The organism is Marinobacter salsuginis, assembly GCF_009617755.1.
In the GTDB taxonomy this organism is placed as follows: Bacteria; Pseudomonadota; Gammaproteobacteria; order Pseudomonadales; family Oleiphilaceae; genus Marinobacter; species Marinobacter salsuginis.
This window is the reverse complement of record NZ_BGZH01000001.1, coordinates 970615-994686: the sequence shown is the minus strand read 5'-3', so window position 1 is coordinate 994686 and position 24072 is coordinate 970615. Positions and strand designations below refer to the sequence as shown.

General features: G+C 57.9%; 23 protein-coding genes and 1 pseudogene. 11 read left to right on the top strand and 13 right to left on the bottom strand.

Going from position 1 to position 24072, the window contains the following annotated elements:
• Window positions 1-79 precede the first annotated feature (79 nt).
• The 3 genes from GJU83_RS04535 to GJU83_RS04525 all read left to right on the top strand — a co-directional run bounded on the left by GJU83_RS04535 (window position 80) and on the right by GJU83_RS04525 (window position 2967).
• Window positions 80-1111 carry a threonine aldolase family protein gene (locus GJU83_RS04535; protein WP_069182859.1) on the top strand — a complete coding sequence of 344 codons (1032 nt, stop codon included), beginning with the start codon at window positions 80-82 and terminating at the stop codon, window positions 1109-1111.
• 74 nt (window positions 1112-1185) lie between these two features.
• Window positions 1186-1752, top strand: a complete 567-nt coding sequence (gene efpL / locus GJU83_RS04530) for an elongation factor P-like protein EfpL (RefSeq protein ID WP_069182860.1) — start codon at window positions 1186-1188, stop codon at window positions 1750-1752.
• 30 nt (window positions 1753-1782) lie between these two features.
• On the top strand, window positions 1783-2967 hold the full coding sequence (locus GJU83_RS04525; protein WP_083231761.1) for a YbfB/YjiJ family MFS transporter: 1185 nt from the start codon (window positions 1783-1785) through the stop codon (window positions 2965-2967).
• Between the two features lie 29 nt (window positions 2968-2996).
• Here GJU83_RS04525 and GJU83_RS04520 read toward each other — a convergent pair whose 3' ends face one another.
• Window positions 2997-4151 (bottom strand): hypothetical protein, encoded by a 1155-nt coding sequence (locus GJU83_RS04520; RefSeq protein WP_069182861.1) that lies wholly within the window; start codon window positions 4149-4151, stop codon window positions 2997-2999.
• A gap of 212 nt (window positions 4152-4363) precedes the next feature.
• On the opposite strand from GJU83_RS04520, the gene GJU83_RS04515 reads away from it, so the two are divergent.
• On the top strand, window positions 4364-4873 hold the full coding sequence (locus tag GJU83_RS04515) for an acyl-CoA thioesterase (protein ID WP_069182862.1): 510 nt from the start codon (window positions 4364-4366) through the stop codon (window positions 4871-4873).
• Window positions 4874-4880: 7 nt separating this feature from the next.
• Here GJU83_RS04515 and paaX read toward each other — a convergent pair whose 3' ends face one another.
• Window positions 4881-5849, bottom strand: coding sequence for a phenylacetic acid degradation operon negative regulatory protein PaaX (gene paaX / locus GJU83_RS04510; protein ID WP_069182863.1), 969 nt, complete (start codon window positions 5847-5849; stop codon window positions 4881-4883).
• A gap of 304 nt (window positions 5850-6153) precedes the next feature.
• On the opposite strand from paaX, the gene GJU83_RS04505 reads away from it, so the two are divergent.
• From GJU83_RS04505 to GJU83_RS19060, 6 genes and pseudogenes are all read left to right on the top strand, one after another.
• A complete protein-coding gene (locus GJU83_RS04505; RefSeq protein WP_069182864.1) occupies window positions 6154-7311 on the top strand; it encodes an ABC transporter substrate-binding protein in 1158 nt (385 codons plus the stop codon).
• An 82-nt stretch (window positions 7312-7393) separates the two neighbouring features.
• Entirely contained in the window at window positions 7394-8269 is an 876-nt protein-coding gene (locus GJU83_RS04500) for a branched-chain amino acid ABC transporter permease (protein ID WP_069182865.1), read from the top strand.
• A complete protein-coding gene (locus GJU83_RS04495) occupies window positions 8269-9276 on the top strand; it encodes a branched-chain amino acid ABC transporter permease (protein WP_069182866.1) in 1008 nt (335 codons plus the stop codon). Before GJU83_RS04500 ends, GJU83_RS04495 begins: the two co-directional genes overlap by 1 nt.
• On the top strand, window positions 9273-10031 hold the full coding sequence (locus tag GJU83_RS04490; protein ID WP_069182867.1) for an ABC transporter ATP-binding protein: 759 nt from the start codon (window positions 9273-9275) through the stop codon (window positions 10029-10031). Before GJU83_RS04495 ends, GJU83_RS04490 begins: the two co-directional genes overlap by 4 nt.
• Window positions 10032-10048: 17 nt before the next feature.
• Window positions 10049-10498 (top strand): annotated as a pseudogene (locus tag GJU83_RS19065) (hemerythrin domain-containing protein); the annotation flags it as partial.
• 210 nt (window positions 10499-10708) lie between these two features.
• Window positions 10709-11413, top strand: a complete 705-nt coding sequence (locus GJU83_RS19060; RefSeq protein WP_069183653.1) for an ABC transporter ATP-binding protein — start codon at window positions 10709-10711, stop codon at window positions 11411-11413.
• A 121-nt stretch (window positions 11414-11534) separates the two neighbouring features.
• Here the strand turns inward: GJU83_RS19060 and paaZ are convergent, their stop codons facing one another.
• The 11 genes from paaZ to paaG form a co-directional block, all read right to left on the bottom strand.
• Window positions 11535-13580 (bottom strand): phenylacetic acid degradation bifunctional protein PaaZ, encoded by a 2046-nt coding sequence (gene paaZ / locus GJU83_RS04480; RefSeq protein ID WP_153633832.1) that lies wholly within the window; start codon window positions 13578-13580, stop codon window positions 11535-11537.
• An 87-nt stretch (window positions 13581-13667) separates the two neighbouring features.
• Window positions 13668-14747, bottom strand: a complete 1080-nt coding sequence (gene paaE, locus GJU83_RS04475) for a 1,2-phenylacetyl-CoA epoxidase subunit PaaE (RefSeq protein ID WP_153633831.1) — start codon at window positions 14745-14747, stop codon at window positions 13668-13670.
• Window positions 14748-14760: 13 nt separating this feature from the next.
• A complete protein-coding gene (paaD, locus tag GJU83_RS04470; protein ID WP_069182870.1) occupies window positions 14761-15330 on the bottom strand; it encodes a 1,2-phenylacetyl-CoA epoxidase subunit PaaD in 570 nt (189 codons plus the stop codon).
• Window positions 15314-16078 carry a 1,2-phenylacetyl-CoA epoxidase subunit PaaC gene (paaC, locus tag GJU83_RS04465; RefSeq protein ID WP_136632167.1) on the bottom strand — a complete coding sequence of 255 codons (765 nt, stop codon included), beginning with the start codon at window positions 16076-16078 and terminating at the stop codon, window positions 15314-15316. Before paaC ends, paaD begins: the two co-directional genes overlap by 17 nt.
• A 12-nt stretch (window positions 16079-16090) precedes the next feature.
• Window positions 16091-16372, bottom strand: a complete 282-nt coding sequence (paaB, locus tag GJU83_RS04460) for a 1,2-phenylacetyl-CoA epoxidase subunit PaaB (protein WP_069182872.1) — start codon at window positions 16370-16372, stop codon at window positions 16091-16093.
• Between the two features lie 17 nt (window positions 16373-16389).
• Complete coding sequence (gene paaA, locus GJU83_RS04455; protein WP_069182873.1) at window positions 16390-17382, bottom strand: 1,2-phenylacetyl-CoA epoxidase subunit PaaA; 993 nt, start codon at window positions 17380-17382, stop codon at window positions 16390-16392.
• Between the two features lie 328 nt (window positions 17383-17710).
• The gene (paaK, locus tag GJU83_RS04450; protein WP_153633830.1) at window positions 17711-19021 is read right to left on the bottom strand and encodes a phenylacetate--CoA ligase PaaK; all 1311 of its coding nucleotides are present in this window, start codon (window positions 19019-19021) and stop codon (window positions 17711-17713) included.
• Window positions 19022-19081: 60 nt separating this feature from the next.
• Entirely contained in the window at window positions 19082-20329 is a 1248-nt protein-coding gene (pcaF, locus tag GJU83_RS04445; RefSeq protein WP_174805010.1) for a 3-oxoadipyl-CoA thiolase, read from the bottom strand.
• The gene (gene paaI / locus GJU83_RS04440; protein WP_153633829.1) at window positions 20326-20772 is read right to left on the bottom strand and encodes a hydroxyphenylacetyl-CoA thioesterase PaaI; all 447 of its coding nucleotides are present in this window, start codon (window positions 20770-20772) and stop codon (window positions 20326-20328) included. The genes pcaF and paaI overlap by 4 nt, the downstream gene beginning before the upstream one ends.
• Window positions 20769-22289: a 3-hydroxyacyl-CoA dehydrogenase PaaH gene (gene paaH / locus GJU83_RS04435; RefSeq protein ID WP_069182876.1), complete on the bottom strand. Its 1521-nt coding sequence runs from the start codon at window positions 22287-22289 to the stop codon at window positions 20769-20771. Before paaH ends, paaI begins: the two co-directional genes overlap by 4 nt.
• A gap of 3 nt (window positions 22290-22292) precedes the next feature.
• Window positions 22293-23084: a 2-(1,2-epoxy-1,2-dihydrophenyl)acetyl-CoA isomerase PaaG gene (gene paaG / locus GJU83_RS04430; protein WP_136632088.1), complete on the bottom strand. Its 792-nt coding sequence runs from the start codon at window positions 23082-23084 to the stop codon at window positions 22293-22295.
• A gap of 385 nt (window positions 23085-23469) precedes the next feature.
• Here paaG and paaY point away from each other — a divergent pair, with 385 nt between their 5' ends.
• Window positions 23470-24069: a phenylacetic acid degradation protein PaaY gene (gene paaY, locus GJU83_RS04425; protein ID WP_069182878.1), complete on the top strand. Its 600-nt coding sequence runs from the start codon at window positions 23470-23472 to the stop codon at window positions 24067-24069.
• Window positions 24070-24072: the final 3 nt, after the last annotated feature.

Below are 24072 nucleotides of genomic sequence, written 5' to 3'. Positions count from 1 at the left end.
AACGGGGTATCGGCAAGTTGGCAACTGCTGGCGGTTGCTATAACGTAAAAGGCTTTCCTTTCAGATTTCAGGAGCGGTTGTGTCCCAGTCCGAGCAGTTTGCCAGCGACAACTACAGCGGTGTTTGCCCACAGGCCTGGAAGGCCATGGAAGCGGCCAACCGCATGGATGAACCCGCCTACGGGGAGGACAGCTGGACGCAAAAAGCGGCGGATGGTCTGAGAAAGCTGTTCGATACCGACTGTGACGTTTACTTTGTGTTCAACGGCACCGCCGCCAACTCTCTGGCCCTGGCGTCGATTGGCCAGTCATTCCACAGCGTGATCTGTCATGAGCTTGCGCACATCGAGACCGACGAATGCGGCGGCCCGGAGTATGCCTCCAACGGCGCCAAACTTCTTCTGGGGCAGGGGGAAAACGGCAAGCTTACGCCGGAGAGTATCGAACACCTGGTCACCAAACGGACCGACATTCACTACCCCAAGCCCAAGGCGCTCAGTCTCACTCAAGCCACGGAAGTGGGCACGGTGTATACGCCCGAGGAACTCAGGGTTATTCGAGAGGTTGCTGATCGCCACAGGCTTAATATCCATATGGACGGTGCCCGCTTCGCGAATGCGGTGGCAGCGCTGGATGTACATCCGTCCGAGATTACCTGGAAGGCCGGTGTCGACGTTCTTTGTTTTTCGGGCACCAAGAATGGTCTGGCGCTTGGCGAGGCAGTGGTGTTTTTCAACCGTTCTCTGGCGGAGGATTTCGAATGGCGCTGCAAGCAGGCCGGCCAGCTGGCCTCGAAGATGCGCTACATTTCGGCACCCTGGTGCGGGCTTCTCGAAGGGGATGTGTGGTTGGAGAATGCGCGCCATGCCAATGCCTGTGCACAGCGTCTTGCCGAAGGCTTGGAAGGGCTTCCCGGTATTCGGTTACGCTATCCGAGGCAGGTGAACGGTGTTTTTGTGGAAATGCCGGACTCTGTGCAGGCAGCTCTGCGGGCCAGGGGGTGGCGCTTTTACAACTTTATCGGTGGCAGTGCCCGCCTGATGTGTTCCTGGGCTACGAGCACTGAACAGGTCGACCGTTTCCTGTCGGATGTACGAGCCTTCGTGAGCTAAGAGCTATCGATTCCGGGGCGAAGTCGTGGTATATCAGCAGCCCCAAAACCCCAAATTTTACGGAACCATAAGACATGCCCAGAGCCAGTGAAATCAAAAAGAATTCCGCCGTTGAATACGATGGTCGGGTGTATTTTGTGAAGGATATTGAGCGTTCAGTGCCTCAGGGTCGTGCCGGCGGCAGTCTCTACCGCATGCGCATGTATGACGTGGTCACCGGCCAGAAGCTGGACGAGACGTTCAAGGATTCCGACATGCTCAACCTGGCCGATCTCACTCGTCGGGAGGTCACCTTCTCCTACGCGGATGGCGATGAGTATGTGTTCATGGATACCGAAGACTTCACCCAGTACAGCCTGAATCGTGAAGCCATCGCCGACGAGTTGTTGTTCATCTCAGAGGACACTCAGGGCGTGATGGTCATCCTGTTGAAGGATGCTCCGGTTGCACTGGCACTGCCGCCGACGGTGGAGCTGGTGATTGACGAAACAGATCCGTCTGTCAAAGGCGGCTCGGCGACAGCAAGAACCAAGCCCGCCCGCTTTGCCACGGGCCTGGTTGTTCAGGTTCCCGAGCACATTTCCACAGGAGATCGCATTCGCATTAACGTGGAGGAGCGCAAGTTCCTGGGCCGCGCCTGATCTGAAGACGTTTCGCAGTAAGGAATCTCCGTGAAGCCGATAGAAACAATCAAGGTGCTGGTCGCCAGCGTGATTTCGGTGGTAGTGATGGTCGGTATTGCCCGATTCTCCTACACGCCGATGATCCCGGAAATGGTGGCTGCGCTCGGGCTGAGCAAGTCCGTGGTGGGCCTGCTGGCTACTGTGAATTACGCGGGCTACCTGACCGGGGCAGTGCTCATTACCCGGATCAGCGATCTTGATCTCAAGGTCAGGCTTTACCAGCTTGGCCTGGTGGTTGCCGTGGTCTCCACTGTGCTGATGGGCTACACCACCAATGTGTGGCTCTGGTACCTGCTGCGCTTCATTTCCGGTCTGAGCACCTCAGCGGGGATGCTGTTGGGCGCCGGGCTGTTGATGAGCTGGCTGATCAAGCACAACCAGAAGTCCGAGCTTGGGGTGTTCTTTTCCGGTATCGGCCTCGGGATTGTCCTGACCGCCGTTACCGCGGAGCTGATCAAGGATCCGTTTACCTGGGATCAGCAATGGGTAATCTACGGCCTCGTGGCCCTTGCGCTTCTGGTGCCTGCCTGGCGCTGGATGCCGGACTACAGGGCCTGTGCCTTGCCGAAAACAGGTGCGGCCAAAACAGGTGATGAACGCAGCCGGTTCATACGGATCCTCCAGTTGGCGTATTTCTGCGCCGGCGTGGGCTATGTGGTCACGGCCACCTTCCTGGTAGCAATTGCAGAATCCATGCCCGAGCTCCAGGGGCAGGGCTGGCTGGTCTGGCTGATTGCAGGCCTTGCGGCAACGCCGGCCTGCTGGTTGTGGGATGTGTTCTCCCGCCGCTGGGGGCAGTGGCTGGCCTTGTATCTGGCTTACACCCTGAACTCCGTCAGCATCCTGATGCTGATCGTGAACACCAGTCTGGCCAGTGTGATGCTCAGTTCGGTTATTTACGGCGCGAGCTTTATCGGTATTGTCAGCATGATGCTGGCAATGGTGGGGCGGGTGTTCCCGGAAAATCCATCACGCCCCATGAGCCGGCTCACGTTCAGCTATGGCATCGCACAGATGGTAGCGCCTGCAGTGGTTGGCTATCTCGCCGATGTGGAGGGCAACTACACCAACGGTCTGTGGCTGACGCTGGTGGTGATGGCGTTGGGGGTGTTGATGCTCCACCTGGCAAGGCGGGCGAAGGAAAGAGAGGCCGAACCTGCTCTTTCCCCGTGAGTATCGCCGCAGTGCCTGTGGGAATCCAGTTACTCCCTGGCCCGGTAAAAAGCCCGGCTCTTTTCGTAAACAGGGGACATATCAACCAGACTAAAGCCCAGCACCGGTTTATGAATCAGGAAATCGACGTTCGTTCCTGTCTCGAGGCTTTCCCAGTATTCGGTAATATTACTGCTCCGTTGGTCAATCGCAGGATAGTCTGAATGCTCAAAGTGGGCCGCCCCGGTCATTTCATAGGCAACGGACATTGGCTCAGGCGAAGCGATCAGGGTGTAACGCTGTATTCCGGGATAAGTTGCAGCGATCGCCACCATACAGAGCATAGCTGCAACTCCCACCCGCTCAGCACCAGGGGCACCTCTGCCGAGCCGTATTCCCAGTGCGCCCGCGAGTAGGCCTGCAGAGACAAATGGCCACAGGGGGAGGTCTCCAAGAATCAGATAGTTGGTGAGCAATAGGTAATCGATCAGCGCGTAGGCGCCCAGGCCGGTCAGCAGTACAAGTTCGATCACCATGCCCCGGTGCCTGAGGAGGTTGAACTGTTTGGCCAGGGGTCCGGAACGGTCAACAGGTTTCGAGGCAACACTTGCTTCACCGGCTGCTTCAGACAGGGCCCTCACGAGAGGCGCTTCGTTGATTATGGCTTCCACTCGTGCCTTGGGTTTCCCGAAGGCTCCCGTAAGCCCCAGTCGGTGATCCGGCGCGCCAACCTGCAAAAAGTTGTAGGGTTGGAGCAGGTAGGTTTTACTGTCGGTGATCAGGCGGAGCCGCGATTGCTGAATAGCCTGGGCCATATTCCGGAACCCCGTGACCGGGGTCAGCTCGATCTTCCGAATGGTGTGCAGCGGGATCCGATGCTCGCCAGTGGTCAATCCCATCAACCCGAGCCCGGTCAGTTTGGGAATTTTGATGCTGACGGTTTCACTGTCCAGGGTCACTTTCACTTTTCGGTTGGCTGCTGCAACCAACGCGCCGATCAGCGAAACGATAACCAGAATCTGTAACTCGAAGTGGATGTTTCCATAGTCGTCTCTGAATATCTCGGCGAAGTCCATTTCACTGAGGTTTGGCAGTTCCAGCAGGAGGAGGCTTCCCAGCATGAAGGCGAATAGCGCAATGAGTGCGCCCAGTAGCTGGCCGGTTTTTAAAATACTGGCGGAATAACGGAAATTTTGCTTCACCATGCTTTGATCATCCCTGAGTCAACAAATGTGGGGCCATAGTAATACATCATTTGGGCTAAACCAGTATTTCAGGTTCTATCTTTGCGCAGTGACACAGAGTGAGAATGCCGTATGTGGAAGTTTCACTTAGAGGCATCGGGGATGTCGGGTAGACGCTGACTTCCTTGCTGATGTTCAAATTATGATTAACAGAACCGGAAAGAGGATCGTTCATGGCTGACAAGCCTTCAAAGCCCGTATCAGCATCCGCTATTGAGAAGCACGTTTACAAGGTGTTTCCGAACGACATGAATTCCCACAACACGGTGTTCGGCGGCATGATCATGGCGAAGTGCGACCGGCTGGCTCTGGTGGTTGCGGAGCGCCATTCCGCCCATGTTTGTGTGACGGCTGCCGTGGATTCAATCCATTTCAGGGCGCCGGCAAAGGGAAACGATACCCTGCTTTTCAGCCTGTCGCTGAACCGGAGCTGGGGCTCTTCCATGGAAATCGGTGCGAGGGTGGAGGCCGAAAACAGCTACACCGGCGATACCCGGCATATTCTTTCGGCCTTTTTCACGTTTGTTGCACTGGACGACAATGACAGGCCGGTGGACGTGCCAGAAGTGATTCCCGAGACGGCCGAACAGAAACGCCGCTTCAAGAATGCGGAAATCCGTCGCGAGGGGCGTTTGGCAACCAGAGAACAGCTCTCGTCCGCTGACGGGCAATCCTCTGATTAGCCCTGGTTTATAGCACTTCCGGTTCTGTTCTGGGTTCTGTCGTGGGCGCGGTGTCTCTCAATCCGCCGAAACGCTTGTAGAACTTTTCGCCAGGACCGGGAAGGGGGCCAGAGGCGTTTTCGAGGTTTTCGTCGAGCCACTGCTCGGCGCGTACGTAGATCTGCCGGTACAGGTTGCGACACAGCTGTTTGGCACTGCGTCCTTCCCAGTCGCCGGGCAGCAGTTCATCCGGCAACAGCGGATCCCTCAGAAGGATCTTGCGGTATTCGTGGATCAGAAGGATACGGAGAATAAGGCACTCTTCAGGGCTGAGGGTGTCTTCCGACTGAAGCTCCCGCCATAGTGGGCGGAACTGGCTCAGAAACCGTCGGTACCGGCCGCCGAGTTCCTCAAGGTTCCAGCTCTCCCGGACCTGCAGCCTCAGGGCCCTTGGGCTCTTCTGCTCCATGGGCATGGTCTGCATGACAATGGTGTCTTCCAGGGCGCCCCATTCCTGCAGCATCGGAATCAGCTCGCTGCGGGTAAATCGTGGGTGTTCCATCAGCCCTGGGGCCATGCTGCCGAAACTCAGCCATTTCAGCTCTTCCCGAACCTTCTGCCTGAGCTCTGGTGACAACTGGTTCAGATACACCAGGCACCAGCTCCCGCTCCACTCCTCGGTGTCCAGGTTATAGACGTGCTGGAAAGCCTGCTCGAACCGGCGCAGGCCAGGTCCCGTGAGGCTGTAGTAACTGCAGCGCCCCACCTTTTCTGTCTGCAACCAGGATTCCTGAACCAGGCGATACACCGACGTGCGTACCAGTCGTTGACTGATGCCCATGGGTTCAACCAGCTTCATCAGGCTTCCCAGCCAGACATTGCCACCCCGGGGAACAATGGCATCGCCATAGATGGTAATGATGAGGGAGCCTGCGCGCAGCGGCCGCTTCTTCTGGAAATTCTTGACGAGCAATTCTAGCTGGCTTTTTGCAGTCATGGCCTGAGTTCGCAAATAAGAATCAATGAAACACGTTACACGTATTATGCGGTTCTTACGTGTCAGGTAAAGGCTTGTCTTTCTATTTACCGCGCTGGCACGTTGCGCCAGTGTCGGCTTTACTGAAAGAGCTGTGGCCGAGTGCCGTGAAATCGGTTGACACGAGAGTTATGATACAATAACTTCGTTTGATATTCGTCAATGGTATCGAATTTACCGGTAGCGAACATCAGGAGTGCTGTAATCAGGGACGACCGGAAAACCATAAATTCAAGCCCCTGCACAATTCGGGAGAACAAAAACAATGTTTAAAACAGTGATTCGTCGCGCAGGAAAATGCGCAGCCGTTGCAGCAGCCAGTCTCATGATGATGAGCGCCCAGGCTGCGGATCCCATCAAGATCGGGTCGTTCCTGTCGGTGACAGGCCCGGCATCCTTTCTCGGTGATCCCGAGCTGAAAACGCTCGAGATGTACGTTGAAAAAATCAATGAAGAAGGTGGTGTCCTTGGTCGCCAGCTGGAACTGATTCACTATGACGACGTTGGCAACGCTTCCTCTGCCCGTAACTTTGCCAGTCGCCTGATCCGTTCAGACCAGGTCGACATCATCGTCGGCGGCAGTACTACCGGCGCCACCATGGCGGCGGTTCCTCTGGTTGAGCAGGCTCAGGTTCCGTTCATCTCTCTGGCCGGTGCGGTGGTTATCACCAATCCTGTCAAAAAATGGGTCTTCAAGACGCCGCAGACCGACCGGATGGCGGCTGAGCGGATTCTCGCCGACATGAAAGACCGCGGTATCACCAAGTTTGGTCTGATCTCCGGCACCGGCGGATTCGGCAGCTCCGGCCGCACCCAGACTCTGGAAGTCGCCGAGCAGATGGGCATGGAAGTAGTGGCCGATGAGACCTACAGCGGATCTGATACAGACATGACCGCCCAGCTGACCAATATCCGTAACACAAGTGGTGTGCAAGCGGTCCTGAACTTCGGTTTCGGTCAGGGTCCGGCCATCGTGACCCGTAACTATGCTCAGCTCGGCATGGAGCTTCCGTTCTATCAGTCCCACGGTGTAGCTTCTGACAGCTTCCTGGAGCTGGCTGGCTCTTCTGCCGAAGGCCTGCGTTTGCCCGCCTCTCCGCTGCTGGTGCCGGACGCCCTGCCGGACAACGATCCCCAGAAAGAAGTGGTTCAGAACTACAAGGCTGAATACGAAGCCCGTTGGGATTCCAAAGTGTCTACTTTCGGTGCCTATGCCTACGACGGCCTGATGCTGGCAGTTCGCGCGATGGAAGAAGCCGGTTCTACCGATCCGGAAGCCGTTCGTAATGCGCTGGAAGGCATCAATGGCTATGTTGGCGTAACCGGTGTGTTCAACATGTCACCGGAAGACCACAACGGCCTTGATCCGGAATCCTTCCGCATTCTGGAAGTCCAGAACGGCGAATGGAAGCTGATTAACTGATACTCCTTTAACCTGTCTCGCGGCTGGCGATGCTCCTCCCCCTGGGGCAATCGCCAGCCGATGTTCGACCGGAACCACCGCTATGCTCGCAGAATTCTTACAGTACCTGTTCACCGGGATTACTATCGGTGCGACCTACGCCCTGATAGCCCTCGGCTTTACGCTGATCTATAACGCCAGTCACGTCATCAACTTCGCCCAGGGCGAGTTCCTGATGATTGGAGGCATGGCCACGGTTTCCCTGACGGCCATGGGTGTGCCCATGATTCTCGCAGTCGTGTTGGCTGTGATTCTGGCCGGCATCCTCGGCATTGCCCTGCAACGTTTCGCGATTGCGCCGGCCAAGCAGGCCGATGTTGTAACCCTTATTATTATCACCATCGGTGCGTCGATCTTCATTCGTGGTATTGCCCAGATTGTCTGGGGCAAGGAATACCATGTGATGCAGAATTTCAGCACCGACCAGCCCATCGAGGTGTTTGGAGCGGTGTTGAACAGCCAGAGCCTTTGGGTACTCGGAATAGGTGCGATCCTGGTGGTAGGCCTGGTGCTGTTCTTTACCAAGACATTGATTGGTAAAGCTATTCTGGCTACTTCCATGAACAAGGAAGCTGCACGACTCGTTGGTATCCGGACCCAGATGGTTCTGATGCTGGCCTTCATGGTGTCTGCACTGCTTGGTTCGGTGGCGGGTATTGTCGTTGCTCCCATTACCTTCACTTCCTACGACATCGGTATCATTCTCGGGCTGAAAGGGTTCGTGGCGGCTGCGATTGGCGGCCTCGGTAGCGGTGTGGGCGCGGTTGTCGGCGGTTTGTCGCTGGGCATCGTTGAAGCCATGGCAGCGGGTTATATCTCGTCTGACTACAAAGACGCCGTGGCCTTCTCCATGATCCTGCTGGTGCTGTTCTTCCTGCCCCGCGGCTTGTTTGGTGCCAAGGTAGTGGAGCGCGTCTGATGTTGAATACCTTTATGCAGTCGCGTCTTCGAGGGCTGATTATTCTCGCCCTGATCCTTATCATTCTTCCTGCTTTTCTGGGCAACCCGTTCCATTATGAGCTGGTCACACAGATAGCGATTATTGCCGCCACGGTGGTCGGCCTGAATCTTCTGGTTGGTTACGCCGGGCAGATCAGCCTGGGGCATGCCGGGTTCTTTGGTCTTGGTGCCTATTTCACCGGTATCGCAACCGGCACCTATGGCTGGTCTTCTGTGCCGGCTCTGGTGGTGGGCGCAATCGTTGTCGGCTTCATTGCCTGGATTGTTGGTCGTCCGATCTTGCGCCTGAAAGGCCACTATCTTTCCATGGCAACCCTTGCCGTGGGCTTCATTATCGCCATCATCCTGAACAACGAGCGGGCGCTGACGGGCGGGCCGGATGGCATGCCGGTGCCGGCGTTCGAAGTGTTTGGCTGGGAGCTGAGTGCGTTTGGAAGTTATTCACTGTTTGGCATCGAGATTGAAGGCTTCCAGGCCTGGTATATCTTTGCCAGTGTGGTGCTTCTGGTGGCGGTCTGGTTTGCCCTGAACCTTATCGAGTCGCCTATTGGCCGGGCGCTGCGGTCGGTTCACGGCTCGGAAGTGGCTGCCAGTGTTGTTGGTGTAAACACCGCGAAGTACAAAAGCCTGGTGTTCGTGATCTCTGCCATCTACGCCAGCCTCATGGGCAGTCTTTATGCCCATTTCCAGGGCTTTATTACGCCCGCAGTAGCAAGTTTCGAATTTTCCATCCTGTTCATCACCATGGTTGTGCTCGGTGGCATGGGGTCCACTTTCGGTGTAATTCTTGGTGCCGTGGTGTTGAAGCTGTTGCCCCAGGTTCTGGCCGATTTCCAGGAGCTGGAGCACGTCATGTTCGGCCTGATACTGATGCTTACCATGATCTTTATGCCCAAGGGGCTGTTGCCCACTCTCACCGCGTTTGTTTCCAAGAGAATGCGCAAGAAAGCGGGAGGTGAGGCATGACAGCGCTGGTAGAAGTCAAAGGGCTGGATAAAGCCTTCGGTGGCGTCCATGCGGTGGAAGGTGTGAGCTTCGCCGTAGAGGCAGGGCAGGTCTATTCGGTTATCGGTCCCAATGGTGCCGGCAAGACAACGCTGTTCAACCTGATCACGGGGCTTTACACGCCAACCAAGGGCGAGATCCTGCTGAACGGCGAGAGTACCGCCAAGCTGGAGCCGAATGACCTCGCTGAACGGGGCATGTGCCGTACCTTCCAGCAGATGCAGATCTGTATGAACATGACGGCCATAGAGAACGTTATGTTGGGGCGTCATCTCAAGCTGAAAAGCACGCTGCTGACGACTCTGTTCCGGTTGCCGTCCCTGCGCCGTGATGAAGCTGCAGCCCGTAAGCGTGCCGCTGAGCTGATGGAGTATGTCGGCTGCGGTGAATACCTTGATACGGAAGCCTCCGCCATGTCCTATGGCGCCCTCAAGCGCCTTGAAATCGCCCGGGCACTGGCGGCTGAACCGAAGGTAATCCTCCTGGACGAGCCGGCGGCCGGTTTGAACGCGGTTGAAACCGCTGCCCTGGAGGAACTGATCCGGAAGATTGCGGATCAGGGCACCACGGTAATGCTGGTTGAGCACGATATGAAGCTGGTGATGGGTATTTCGGACCGGTTGCTGGTGCTTAACTATGGCCGTGTTCTGGCTGAAGGAACCCCCGAGGAAATCCGACAGAACCCGGATGTTATTGCCGCCTATCTGGGTGGCTGAGCAAGGAGACATTTCACATGAGCGAGCAAACTACTGAAATGGCGCCTGCCCAGTCACGCAGTGAGCAGGCCGTACGGATTATTGTTCATGAGCACCAGGCGCTGTGGCGGATTCTGGATCTGCTGGATCAGTTGCTGAGTGATATGAACGTCAACGATCAGCGGCCCGATGAGCGGCTGCTGACGACCATTTTCGATTACATCCAGCACTTCTCCCAGCGTGTCCATAGTACGCCGACTGATATCGAGCTCTACAAGCGGCTCAGCGAGAAGTCTCCGGAGACGGCGCCCCTTCTGGAAAAGCTGGCAAAGGGCTATGTCATTGGTCATGAAAAGCTTTTGGAGCTGCGCCGGTTGCTGGCCGAGTGCGAAGAAAGCTGGCCGGAAGGTCGCGAAGAATTCAGTCATGCCCTGGCCCGTTTCACGGAAGCCCTGCGCAAGCACATCCGCAAGGAAGAGGGCGTAGTTATCCCACGGGCCCGTAAACTGCTGACCGAGGAAGACTGGCAGCAGATCATCGAAGCCAGGGACGTGGAAAATGATCCCCTGTTCGGTGAGCGCGTCCGGGAAGAGTTCCGGGAGTTGCGGCACCAGATTGTCAGCTACACCCCGGAGAAATTCGGTGGGCTGGGTCTGAAACATGCGGATCGGGTTACCGCGCCCCATGCCAAACAGGAAATGCTGTCGATCAAGGGACTGGTTACCTCCTACGGCCAGATTGAAGTCCTGCACGATGTGGACATCCACATCAACAGCGGCGAGATCGTGTCACTGGTGGGTGCCAACGGTGCGGGTAAATCCACGCTCCTGATGACCATCTCCGGCCTGCAGCCTACGGATCGCGGTGCCATTACTTTTGAAGGCAAGGATCTGGCGAAGATCAGTGCCGATCAGCGGGTGGCTAACGGTATCGTTCAGGTGCCCGAAGGCCGGCAGGTGTTCAAGGACCTGAGCGTCCACGACAACCTGCTGTTGGGGGCCTACACTCGAGGCAAAACGCCCGAGGTGATGGACGATCTGGAGCGGATGTATACCAAGTTCCCTATTCTGCGTCAGAAGCGTCATAACCTGGCGGGTGAGCTGTCCGGTGGTCAACAGCAGATGCTGGCGATGGGACGGGCCCTGATGGCCAAGCCAAGACTCCTGCTACTGGATGAACCAAGCATGGGCCTGGCGCCGCTGATCGTTGAAGAAATCTTCAACATCGTCAAGGAGCTCAAGGAAGAGGGCATTACGATCTTCCTGGTGGAGCAGAATGCCTCCCAGGCCCTGGCGCTGGCGGATCGCGGCTATGTGCTTGAGACCGGTAAGGTGGTGATTGAAGGCACCGGCCGTGAGCTGCTCAGCAATGAGAAAGTGCGGGAGGCTTACCTGGGCATGTAATCGCCTGGGATTTTCCTTGCACCAATAAAAGGGGGACAGGTCTTGCGACCTGTCCCCCTTTTATTTGCCTGAGGCTTTCTCCCTGGGGCCCAGGACAGGGAGAAAGCTGGGAAGCCCGGTGTTACTCGGGCTTCTTGGCAACCAGTGTCAGGATGTCGTAGCTCGCAACCAGCTCGTCGTTCTGGTTGGTCACCTGGACGTCCCATACCACCACACCCTGGGGGTGGCCGTCGGGGGATGTCCGACCCTGATCGATCTTGCGCTTGCAGGTCAGCCTCGCCCGGATGGTATCTCCCGGCGCAACCGGCTCAATGAACCGCAGTGTATCCAGGCCGTAGTTCGCCAGGACCGGACCTTCGCCCGGGGAAACGAACAGGCCGGCCGCGGCCGACAGTACGAAGTAACCGTGGGCGATGCGTTTGCCGAACTGGGATTCCCGGGCGGCAAGTTCATCGAAATGCATGTAGAAATGGTCACCGGAGAGGCAGCCGAAGTTCACGATGTCTGCTTCGGTCACCGTACGACGATGGGTCAGCAGAGACTCGTTGATCTGCAGGTCCTCGAAATGGCGACGGAACGGGTGTACTTCGGTTTCGATAACGTCTGCGCCACGCACATACTCACGGGTAACCGCTGCGAGCATGGTCGGGGAGCCCTGGATCGCGGTGCGCTGCAGGTAATGGTGTACCGCACGGATACCGCCCAGTTCCTCACCGCCGCCGGCACGACCGGGCCCACCATGCTTGAGCATCGGCAGGGGAGAGCCGTGGCCGGTGGACTCTTTCGCCGCTTCGGCATCCAGCAGGTGCAGACGGCCGTGGAACGCAGCCAGTAGAGGCGCAACCTTGCCGGCAATGGCGGGATCGCGGGTGGTCAGGGTGGTAACCAGTGAGCCGCGACCCTTGGAGCACAGCTCAACGGCATCCTCGATGGTGTCGTAGGGAATCACCGTGGCCACGGGGCCGAACGCCTCAATGTCGTGAGCACCACAGCCGTTTTCCGGGTTACGGCACAGCAGCAGGTGCGGCTCGATGAAGGCGCCTTTCTCGGTGCCCTCGCCGGTGGCCTTGAAGTTTCCGTCACCACCGATAACCAGTTCGCTGGTCTTGAGCAGTTCCTGGATATTGGCTTTGACATCTTCCAGCTGGTCGATGGAGGCCAGTGCGCCCATGCGGACGCCTTCGACAGAGGGATCACCCACGGTGATCTTGGAGAGTTGCTCTTTCAGCTTGTCGCAGACCGCGTTTACCTGGTCTTTCGGTACGAAGATACGACGAATGGCGGTACATTTCTGACCGGCCTTGGCAGTCATCTCGCGGCGGATTTCCTTTACGAAGACATCGAACTCTTCGTGCTCGGGGGTCACGTCCGGGGCGAGGATTGCACTGTTCAGGGAATCCGCTTCGGCGTTGAACGGAATCGACCGGTTGATGATGTTCGGGTGGTTACGAAGCTTGCGTGCAGTGGCGGCGGAACCGGTAAAGGTCACTACGTCCTGCTCTTCCAGATGGTCAAACAGGTCGCCGGTGCTGCCGATGATCAGCTGCAGGCTTCCTTCCGGAAGTGCGCCGGATTCGTGCATCAGGCGCACGGCAAGCTCGGTCACGTAGGAGGTAGAGGTGGCCGGCTTCACGATGGATGGCATGCCCGCCAGGAAGGTGGGCGCGAACTTCTCCAGCATGCCCCACACCGGGAAGTTGTAGGCGTCAATGTGAACCGCCACGCCACCACGGGGAACCAGAATGTGGGTACCGGCAAAGTGGTTGTTCTTGCCCAGCGGAGTTACTGGCCCCTCGTGAACCACGTTGCCTGACGGCAGTTCGCGCCGGCCCATGCTGGCGTAGGAGAACAGGGTGCCGAAACCGCCATCAATATCGATACCGTTATCACCCTTGGTGGAACCGGTATGCATCGACAAGGCGTAGAGTTCTTTCTTGTGCTCCTGGAGGTACAGGGCCATGGCCTTCAGGGCCAGGGCGCGCTCCTGGAAATCCATCGCCATCAGGTTTTTACCGCCAACTTTGCGGCCATACTCAACGGCGTTTTTGAAATCGAGGGTGTCGTCGTGGGTGTGAGCGACGATCTCGCCATTCACCGCGCTGGGCAAAGCCTTGGCAGGCTTTTCACCGACCCACTGGCCGGCAATGAAACTTTTCAGGACTGACATGGGAAACTCCATTCGTTTCTGAAACGCGAAGGCAAGCTCCGCTGCTGCGGAACTTGCCTTGCTCGTGTCTTGTTTTGAGGGCGGAAACTACATCTCGTCGTAGTCCAGAACCACCTTGTCGCTGATCGGGTAGCACTGGCAGGAAAGCACGTAACCGGCTTCCACCTCGTAGTCTTCCAGAGCAAAGTTCTGGTCCATCTCCACTTCGCCTTCCACGACCTTGGCGCGGCACGTGGAGCAGACGCCAGCCTTGCACGAGTACGGCAGATCCGCGCCTTCTTCGTTCCCGGCATCAAGAATACTCTTGGTATCGCGCACCAGTGGGAAGGTCAGGGAGCGGCCATCGGCAATCACGGTCACTTCGCTGATTGACTGGGGATCGACGTGGGCCGGATCCCGGTCTTTCCGGGACTGTGGTACGCCGCCGGCGGGGGTGAACAGTTCAAAGTGGATCTTGCTCTTTTCCATGCCGTGCTTGAGCAGTGAGTCACGCACGGTTTCGGTCATCATCTGCGGGCCACAGATAAACGCTGCGGTCAGTTCCTTGGCGTCAATCCAGTGGTCGAACAGCTTGTCGCATTTCTCGTGATCAATGCGGCCGTTGTAGAGGTCAATGTCCTGCTCTTCACGGGTGAAGATGTACACCAGGTTCAGGCGGGACATGTACTCGTTCTTCAGGTCCTGGAGTTCGTCACGGAACATGGTGCTGCTGGTAGCCTTGTTGCCGTAGAACAGGGTGACCTCGCTCTTGGGCTCGGTCTCCAGAGTGGTCTTCACGATCGACAGGATCGGGGTAATGCCACTGCCAGCAGCAACGGCCAGGTAATTACCTTCGCGTTCCGGGTCCAGATCGATGGAGAAATGGCCCTGGGGAGGCATGACTTCGAGAGTCTGGCCGGGCTTGAGCTGCTCGTTGGCGAACGTGGAGAAGCGACCGCCGGGAACCTGTTTGACCGCAATGCGCAGTTCCTGATCGTTGACGCTGCGGCAGATCGAGTAGGAGCGGCGCACTTCCTCGCCATCCAGCTTGGTGCGCACGATCAGGTGCTGGCCCTGCTGGTAATGAAATTTGTCTGCCAGATCTTCCGGCACGTCAAAAGCTAGTGATACGGCGTTTCTTGTTTCAGGTCTGACCTCTTTGAGGGTCAGTGAGTAAAATTTGTTCATGATCGTATCGGCTCTAGATGCATTTGAAATAGTCGAAGGGCTCGAGGCATTCCTTGCAACGGTAAAGGGCTTTACAGGCGGTGGATCCGAACTCGCTGACCCGTTCGGTGTCCTTACTGCCGCAGTGTGGGCAGGCAATCACCTCCGGTTCCCCGAGCAGGCTCATCTTGCTGGAGCTGCCCTCGGGTGGCGCGATGCCAAAGGCCCGAAGCTTCTCTTTGCCTTCGTCTGTGATCCAGTCGGTGGTCCAGGCAGGGGTCAGCACCTGATTGATTTTCGGATCCCGGAAGCCTGCAGCGCGCAGGGCTTCAGCGATCAGTTCTTCAATCAGTTCAGTGGCCGGGCACCCGGAGTAGGTCGGGGTCACGTCGATGGACAGCTCTTTGCCATCCCAGTGAACCGCCCGGACAATGCCGAGCTCCACGACACTGACTGCCGGCACTTCGGGGTCTTTGACCTCCTCAAGAAGTGCCCAGATGTCATCTTCTGTCAGCAGATCGGGGCGGGCGTTGGCCGGCACCCGATCGCTGGCAATCAGAATGTCGACAGCTGACCGGCTGTCTGAATCACCATGTTGTGGCATCGGGATAGGCCCTCTGCAGGAACTGCATTTCTGCCAGGATGAAGCCAAGGTGCTCGGTGTGCTCGCCGTGCTTGCCGCCCATGTACATCCAGGCGTCTTCTGCGCCCGGTGTCAGGGTTGCCTGGGTAAGCACCTCATTGACCATGCCGCGCCAGTCTTTGGCCAGCTGGTCAGGATCCGGGCCAATGCCCGCCTCGGCCATCAAACGATCGGTGTCATCCGGAGTGATCAGCTCACCGGTGAAGCGCCAGAGGATATCAACGGCATCCTGCATGCGGCGGTGGCTTTCTTCGGTGCCGTCGCCCAGACGCTTCACCCACTCCGAGGAGCGACGCAGGTGATAGGTGACCTCTTTGAGCGACTTGGCAGCGATGCCGGCAATGCGCTCATCACTCGACTCGGTCAGGCTCTTGAGCGTGAAGTAGTGGTACACGTCGAAGAAGAACTGACGGCCCATGGTGACAGCGTAATCCTCGTTGGGCTGCTCGGTGAGCAGCAGGTTACGGTAGTCGTGGGCATCGCGACGGAAGCACAGCTTGTCGGCATCGCGGCCATCATTGATCAGCTCAGCGGCGTACTCGTACCAGTTGCGGGCCTGGCCGACGAGGTCGAGGGCAACGTTCATCAATGCCATCTCTTCCTCAAGTGCCGGGGCCTTGCCGCAAAGTTCGCACAGGCGCTGGCCCAGGATCATGTCGGAATCTGCCAGGCGCAGCAGGTATTCCTGTAATGCTTCTGCTTGTGTCATGGGTACCGCTCCTTACATGTGTCCGACTTCATCGGGCAGCTTGTAGAAGGAAGCGTGCCGGTAAACCTTGTCTTCCGACGGATCGAAGAGCACTTCCTTCTCGTCGGACGCGGACGCCGTGATGGTGTCGGAGGGCACAACCCAGATGCTCACGCCTTCGTTGCGGCGTGTGTACAGGTCACGGGCGTTCTCCATGGCCATCTCGGCGTCAGCAGCGTGAACGCTGCCAACGTGTTTGTGGTTCAGACCGTGCTTGGATCTCACGAAAACTTCGTAAAGGCGCCATTCAGCCATGTTCTATTCCTCCGGTATCAAGCGGCTTGCGCGCGCTGTTTTTGTTTTTCGGCGTAGGCGACGGCCGCTTCGCGGACCCATGCGCCTCCATCAATCGCGTTCTTGCGAGTCTTGATGCGCTCGCGGTTGCAGGGACCATTGCCCTTGAGAACGTCGTAGAATTCCTGCCAGTTGATTTCACCGAAATCGTAGTGGCCGGTTTCTTCGTTCCACTTCAGGTCTGGATCCGGTGCGGTGCAACCGAGGAACTCGAGCTGCGGTACGGTCTGGTCGATGAACATCTGACGCAGTTCGTCGTTGCTCTTGCGCTTGATTTTCCAGGCCATGGACTGCTGCGAGTTCGGGGATTCGTCATCGTGTGGTCCGAACATCATCAGGGCCGGCCACCACAGACGGTTGATGGCGTCCTGAACCATGGCTTTCTGCTCTTCGGTGCCTTCGCGCATCATGTCCAGCAGGATCTGGTAACCCTGGCGCTGGTGGAAGCTCTCTTCCTTACAGATGCGGATCATGGCGCGGGAGTACGGGCCATAGGAAGTACGCTGCAGAACCACCTGGTTAACGATGGCAGCGCCATCCACCAGCCAGCCAACGGCACCCATATCCGCCCAGTTCAGGGTCGGGTAGTTAAAGATGCTGGAGTACTTGGCTTTGCCCTGATGCAGCTTCTCGATCTCTTCGTCACGGTCAGCGCCCAGGGTTTCCATGGCGCTGTACAGGTACAGGCCGTGGCCCGCTTCGTCCTGGATCTTGGCCATCAGCTGGAGCTTGCGCTTGAGGGTCGGCGCACGGGTTACCCAGTTGCCTTCCGGCAGCATGCCAACCACTTCCGAGTGGGCGTGCTGGGAAATCTGGCGAATGAGGGTTTTCCGGTAACCTTCCGGCATCCAGTTTTTGGGTTCGATTTTGGTTTCGGCGTCGACCTTTTCCTGAAACTCGCGCTCTTCAGGCGACATCTCTTCTTTGGTCTTCAGGCGCTTGGCGCCGGTTTCAACGAGCTGGGCGTACATAAACAAATACCTCCGGATCGGGCTTGTTGTTCTGTTGTCCGTGAACAAGAGAGACCTCAGTGACGGCTGAGAGTCAATGTCTCCATATTATATGATACTGAATAAATATCAAGAACTGCCTTTGTGTGTCATGTTATATCTAAAAGCTTCCTTAAAGAATCCTATAGTGCTGATTTGCATAATAAAAAATATGATACGTGTGAAAATGCTATTGAGATCAGCGAACGGAAAGTGAAATTAAATCGGCGATTATGTGCAGGAGAAGGCAGGAAAGGGCGAGAGAGCCAGCCGCAATGGCTGCGGTCTGGCTCCCTGTCTGGCTGGGGACTTACTTGTTCCGGCGGTCGAAGACCCGCTTGGCCTTGCCTTCTGAGCGGGCCAGACGATTGGTTTCCACCACTTCAACACGGGTGCTGATGCCGATGTAGGACTTGATGTGGTGTGACAGTTCCTTGGCGGCCGCGGCACGACTTTCGGGGGTGTCCGTCGCGCCCGGTTGCAGCTCGGCCCGGATATCCACACAGTCCAGGTTGCCTTCCTTGTAAACCTCGATCTCGTAGTGGGGCGCCAGCGCGTCGCACTTCAGTACCTGCTCCTCGATCTGGCTCGGGAACACGTTCACGCCACGAATAATCAGCATGTCGTCGCTGCGACCGGTGATCTTGTCGATCCGGCGCATCGGGCGGGCGGTGCCCGGCAACAAGCGTGTGAGATCCCGGGTGCGGTACCGCAGAATCGGCAGGGCCACCTTGGTCAGTGAGGTAAAGACCAGCTCGCCGTATTCACCGTCAGGAAGCACTTCGCCGGTTTCCGGGTTGATGATTTCCGGGTAGAAGTGGTCTTCCCAGATGGTCGGGCCATCTTTCGTTTCAATGCACTCCATGCCCACACCGGGACCCATGACTTCCGAGAGGCCATAGATATCCAGTGCCTCGATGCCAAGGCGCTCTTCGATCTCGGTGCGCATGGCGTTGGTCCAGGGCTCTGCGCCGAAAATACCAAGGCGCAGAGGCAGCTTGTGGGGATCGATGCCCTGCCGTTCCATCTCGTCGGCGATGTTCAGCATGTAGGACGGTGTGACCATGATGATGTCCGGCTCAAAATCCTTGATCAGCTGGACCTGCTTCTCGGTCTGTCCGCCAGACATCGGAATAACGGTGCAGCCCAGACGCTCGGCGCCATAGTGGGCACCAAGGCCACCGGTGAACAGGCCATAGCCGTAAGCCACATGTACCTTGTCGCCCCGGGAGCCGCCACCAGCCCGGATGGAGCGCGCCACAATGTCGGCCCAGGTGTTGATGTCGCTCTGGGTGTAACCAACCACGGTTGGCTTGCCGGTGGTACCACTGGACGCGTGCACGCGAACCACGTCGGACATGGGTGTGGCAAACATGCCAAACGGGTAGTTGTCGCGCAGATCCGCCTTGGTGGTAAATGGCACCTTGGCCAAATCGTCCAGGGAGCTGATGTCCATGGGTTTCAGGCCGATGTCATCAAATGCTTTGCGATAGAACGGCACGTTAGTGTAGGCATGGACCACGCTCCAGCGCAGGCGTTGCAGCTGTTCGTGGCGCAGCTCATCGATGCTGGCGGTTTCCATGCGGTCAAGTTTGCCAAGTTTTTGCAGTGGTAAGGTCATGAGTCTGTCCTGCGTTGTTCTTGTCGAGTAATGGTCTTTGTTCAGTTCCGCACGGTGGCCTCAGGCCACCGCATCCGTCCGCTCAATGATCAGGGCGATTCCCTGGCCAACACCGATGCACATGGTGCACAGGGCATACCGGGCTTTCTGGCCCGCGGCGTGGCGGCGTTCCAGTTCGTTCAGGGCGGTAGTGACCAGCCGGGCGCCGCTCATGCCCAGAGGATGGCCCAGGGCAATGGCGCCACCGTTCGGGTTAACGTGCTCGGCGTCATCCGGCAGACCGAGATCCCGGGTTACCGCCAGGGCCTGGGCTGCAAACGCCTCGTTCAGCTCGATCACATCCATATCGGCCAGTTCCAGGCCGGCCGTGGCCAGGACCTTGCGGGTGGCCGGTGCCGGGCCAAAGCCCATGATCCGTGGCTCCACACCGGCCGTTGACATGGCAACGATCCGGGCACGGGGCTTGAGGTTGTACTTTTTGAGAGCGTCGGCTCCGGCCAGCAGCAGGGCACAGGCGCCATCGTTGACACCGGAGGCATTGCCGGCGGTGACCGTACCGCCTTCACGGAACGGAGTTGGCAGTGAGGCCAGTTTTTCCAGGCTGGTTTCACGGGGATGCTCGTCGGTATCCACCACGAGCGGGTCCTGCTTGCGACGGGGAATCGTGACCGGTGTGATCTCCGTAGCGAATCGGCCATCCTTTTGGGCGGCCGCTGTGCGCTGCTGGCTGCGCAGGGCGAAGGCATCCTGGTCTTCCCGGGAAATGCCGAAATCGGCGGCAACGTTTTCCGCTGTCTCGGGCATGGAATCAATGCCGTACTGCTTTTTCAGGACCGGGTTCACAAAGCGCCAGCCGATGGTGGTATCGAAGATTTCCGCCTTGCGGCTGAAGGCTGACTCGGCCTTCCCCATAACGAAGGGAGCCCGCGACATGGATTCGACGCCGCCGGCAATCATCAGCTGGGTCTCGCCGGTGCGAATGGCCCGGGCCGCACTGCCCACTGCATCCATACCGGAACCGCACAGGCGGTTGATGGTGCTGCCCGGCACGTCTACCGGCAGGCCTGCCAGCAGAAGGGACATGCGGGCAACGTCGCGGTTGTCTTCGCCGGCCTGGTTGGCACAGCCGTAGAGAACGTCGTCAACTTTCGACCAATCCAGGTCCGGATGACGCTCGGTCAGCGCCTTGATGGGGATGGCGCCCAGGTCGTCTGCACGCACTGCGGAGAGAGCGCCGCCATAACGACCGATGGGGGTGCGGATGGCATCGACGATGTAAGCGTCTTTCAGGGTGTTGTCGGTGCTCATGCAGTTTCCTCCGAGTTGCGAACGGTGCCACGAACCTCGTAGGAGCGGCCCCGGAACAGGGCAACCTTGCGGCCGTCCTGGTTAGTGAGTGTGATGTCGTAAACGCCGGTGCGGCCGCCGCGGGCCTGTTCTTCGGCGGTGGCGGTCAACTGGTCGCCCTCTTTGGCGCCGTACATGTAATCAATGCTGCAACCGGAAGCCACGGTGGCCCGGTCGTAACTGTTACAGGCAAAGGCAAATGCTGAATCAGCCAGGGTAAACAGATAGCCGCCGTGGCAGGAGCCGTGGCCCTGGATCATGTCACCGGTCACGGTCATGGTGAGAACCGCTTTGCCGGGGCCGACAGATTCAATGTTCATGCCCAGCTTCTGGCTGGCGCGGTCCCGCGCGAACATGGCTTTCGCGCATTCTTCGGCGAGTACTTGCGGGTCCATCTCGCTCATGAATAAAACCCCTTTTGTGCAAATGCGTTCTTACGGAGCAGCAGGGCAGGGCGATAGCGGTCCTCTGCGTAGCTGTTCTGGATGTTGTTGAGCACCTTGAACACGTGCCCGGCGCCGAGGCGGTCACTCCAGCTCAGGGGACCATCGGGATAGTTCAGGCCCGCTTTCATGGCCAGGTCGATATCGGCGACCGTTGCGACACCGTGAAGAGCTGCGTCGGCCGCTTCATTGGCCAGCATGGCCACGGTACGCATGATCACCAATCCGGGACGGTCCGCGATCAGGCTGACGTCGATACCCGCTTTCTGCAGTAAAGCACAGGCACAGGAAACCGCTGCCTCGGACGTCTGGTCGGCGGGCGCCAGGGCAAGCCTGGTTGCTTTGCTGTAGTCAAAAGCCAGGTCGAACAGCACCAGATTGGCGATACCATCGGTGGCCGCGCGCTCGGTTGCCATCCTGCCGTCGGTGAGCGCCAGCACGGCATCTCCGAATCGAATCTGGCCAGGGCCGTCGCGCTCGATAATGGTCAGGCCGGCAGCCTTCAGTCGCTCAAGCAGCGGTGCGGCGGCACCGGGATTTCCTTCGGCGATAACCACGGATTCATCGGATTGATGTGCCGGCTCGGTCTTTGGCTGCGGCTTTTCCGCATTCTCGCCATAGGGATAGAACCCGTGGCCGCTCTTGCGTCCCAGGCGACCGGCTTCCACCAGTTCTTTCTGGATCAGTGAAGGCAGAAAGCGCGGGTCCTGGTAATAGGAATTGAAGACAGAGTTGGTCACCGCGTAATTGACGTCGTGTCCGATCAGGTCGGTCAGCTCAAACGCACCCATGCGGAACTGGCCCGCTTCGCGGATGATGGCATCCAGCGTGGCGGCATCGGTGGCCTGCTCCTGAAGCAGGCGAAGGCTCTCTGCGTAAAACGGACGGGCTACGCGGTTGACGATAAAGCCGGGAGTGGACGTCGCATAAACCGGCTTCTTGCCCCATGCAGTTGCCGTGGCATGGATGGTGTCGGCAACGGCTTTGCTGGTGGCCAGACCCATCACGACCTCAACCAATGCCATAAGTGGCGCCGGATTAAAGAAGTGCATACCAACAAGGCGTTCGGGTTTGTTCATTTCAGCGCCTAGGGCGGTCACTGAAATGGAGGAGGTGTTGGTGGCCAGGATCGCATCGCCGGCACACAGGTCTTCAAGATTGGCCAGCAACTGACGTTTGATCTGAAGGTCTTCGATGATGGCCTCGATCACCAGTCCGGCATCGGCTACTTGGTCCAGCTTCGCGACTGGTTGAATACGGCCGATCACATCATCCAGCTCCTGCTGCTGCATCTTGCCCTTGTCGACGCGACGCTGGAGCTGTTTGGCGATACCGTCACGTCCGGCTTCGGCTGCGCCTTCTCTCTGATCGTGCAGGTAAACCTGATGGCCAGCCTGTGCGGCCACCTGGGCAATGCCAGAGCCCATGGCTCCGGCCCCAACGACGGCAACTTTGGTTTGGGTGTCCAGTGCCGGCATGGCTTATTTCCCCTTGAAGTTCGGAGTGCGTTTTTCCATGAAGGCGGCAACGCCTTCACGGTAGTCTTCGGTCTGTCCAGCCATGCGCTGCAGATCGCGCTCCAGGTTGATCTGCTCTTCGAACGTGTTGCTGGCGCTGGCATGCAGTGCCCGCTTTATAAGTGCGAGGCCCTTGGTCGGTTGGGTCGCAAAATGACGGGCCAGTTTCATGGTTTCGTCCATGAGCTGCTCGTTGTCGACACAGCGCCAGATCATGCCCCAGTTTTCGGCCTGTTCTGCACTGATCTTGTCGCCCAGAAGCGCCATGCCTTTGGCACGGGCCATGCCCGCCACGCGGGGCAGCGTCCAGGTGCCGCCGGAATCAGGTACCAGCCCCAGTTTGCAGAAGGCCTGAACAAAATTGGCTGAGCGGGCGGCGAGGGTGATGTCGCAGGCCAGGGCAATGTTGGCACCGGCACCAGCCGCCACGCCGTTCACGGCACACAGAACGGGCATTGGCAGATCCCGCAGGCTGCGCATCAGCGGGTTGTAGTAGTTCTCAAGGGAAGCGCCGAGGTCCGGCATTTCCTGATCCGGAGAGACGCTGCGGTCGGAGAGGTCCTGACCCGCGCAAAAGCCCCGGCCGGAGCCGGTGATGACCAGTACCCGAACAGACTCATCCTTGCGCACGGTGCTGATGGCATCGCGCATGCGTTCGTGCATTTCGACATTGAAACTGTTCAGGTTGTCCGGACGGTTCAGGGTAAGCAGAGCCACGCCCTGATCGATTTCAAGAAGAATGCTCGGCTGAGTCATGGCGGTGTTGTCCTGTTGTTTGTTGTAGGGGGATAGCGTGAAAGGTGTCCTTGATCGGCACGGTGCTATCGATCGTGGAAAATGAGTATATCTTAGAATTGATACTCGTCAAGGATTGTGCCGGCCATGTTTTGTATCACTTTAGTCCAGTGTGGCAGCGTGGGATTTCTATGTTGCTGAAAAGTCGGTGAAAATTCTATCGATCTTTTGTGTTGGCCGGAGAATAGCGTTGGATCGTGCCCTGAAAATAGCTTGCAGGCTATGAAAAAACTCCAGGAAAAGGATAATGTGATACAGAAAATGAATCACAATGACTTTTCGGGTCCCACGTTTTGCTCCGATGTATCCCGGAACGCTGCAGGGCCCTGCCAACCAGGAGATCGCTATGCCCAGCTACAGTATAGAAGGCGTTGTTCCCGTCGTTCACCCGTCTGCCTATGTGCATCCCACAGCCGTTCTGATTGGCGATGTGTGGATTGGCCCGGATTGTTACGTGGGCCCGGCGGCATCACTGCGTGCGGATTTCGGTCGGATCGTTCTCAAGCAGGGATCCAATGTCCAGGATACCTGCGTGATGCATGCCTTCCCGGGCATGGACACGGTGGTCGAGAAGAATGGCCATGTCGGGCACGGGGCGATTCTCCACGGCTGCATTGTCGGCGAGGATGCCATGGTAGGAATGAATGCGGTGATAATGGACGAGGCCCATATTGCTCCGCGCTCTATCGTAGGCGCCTGCGCTTTCGTAAAGGCAAAGTTTACCTGCGAGCCAGGCTCACTGATCGTTGGTTCTCCAGCCAAAGTGATGCGGATGCTCAGCGACAAGGAGATTGCCTGGAAGAAGAAGGGAACCGAAGAATATCAGCGACTGACGCTTCGCTCCCTCGCCAGTCTGCAGGAAGTCCAGCCACTGGAGGAAGCCGAGCCCGACCGGGCCCGTGTGGACGCCAGCGGGTACAAGCCCAAATACGAGCAGTCTGAGTGACTC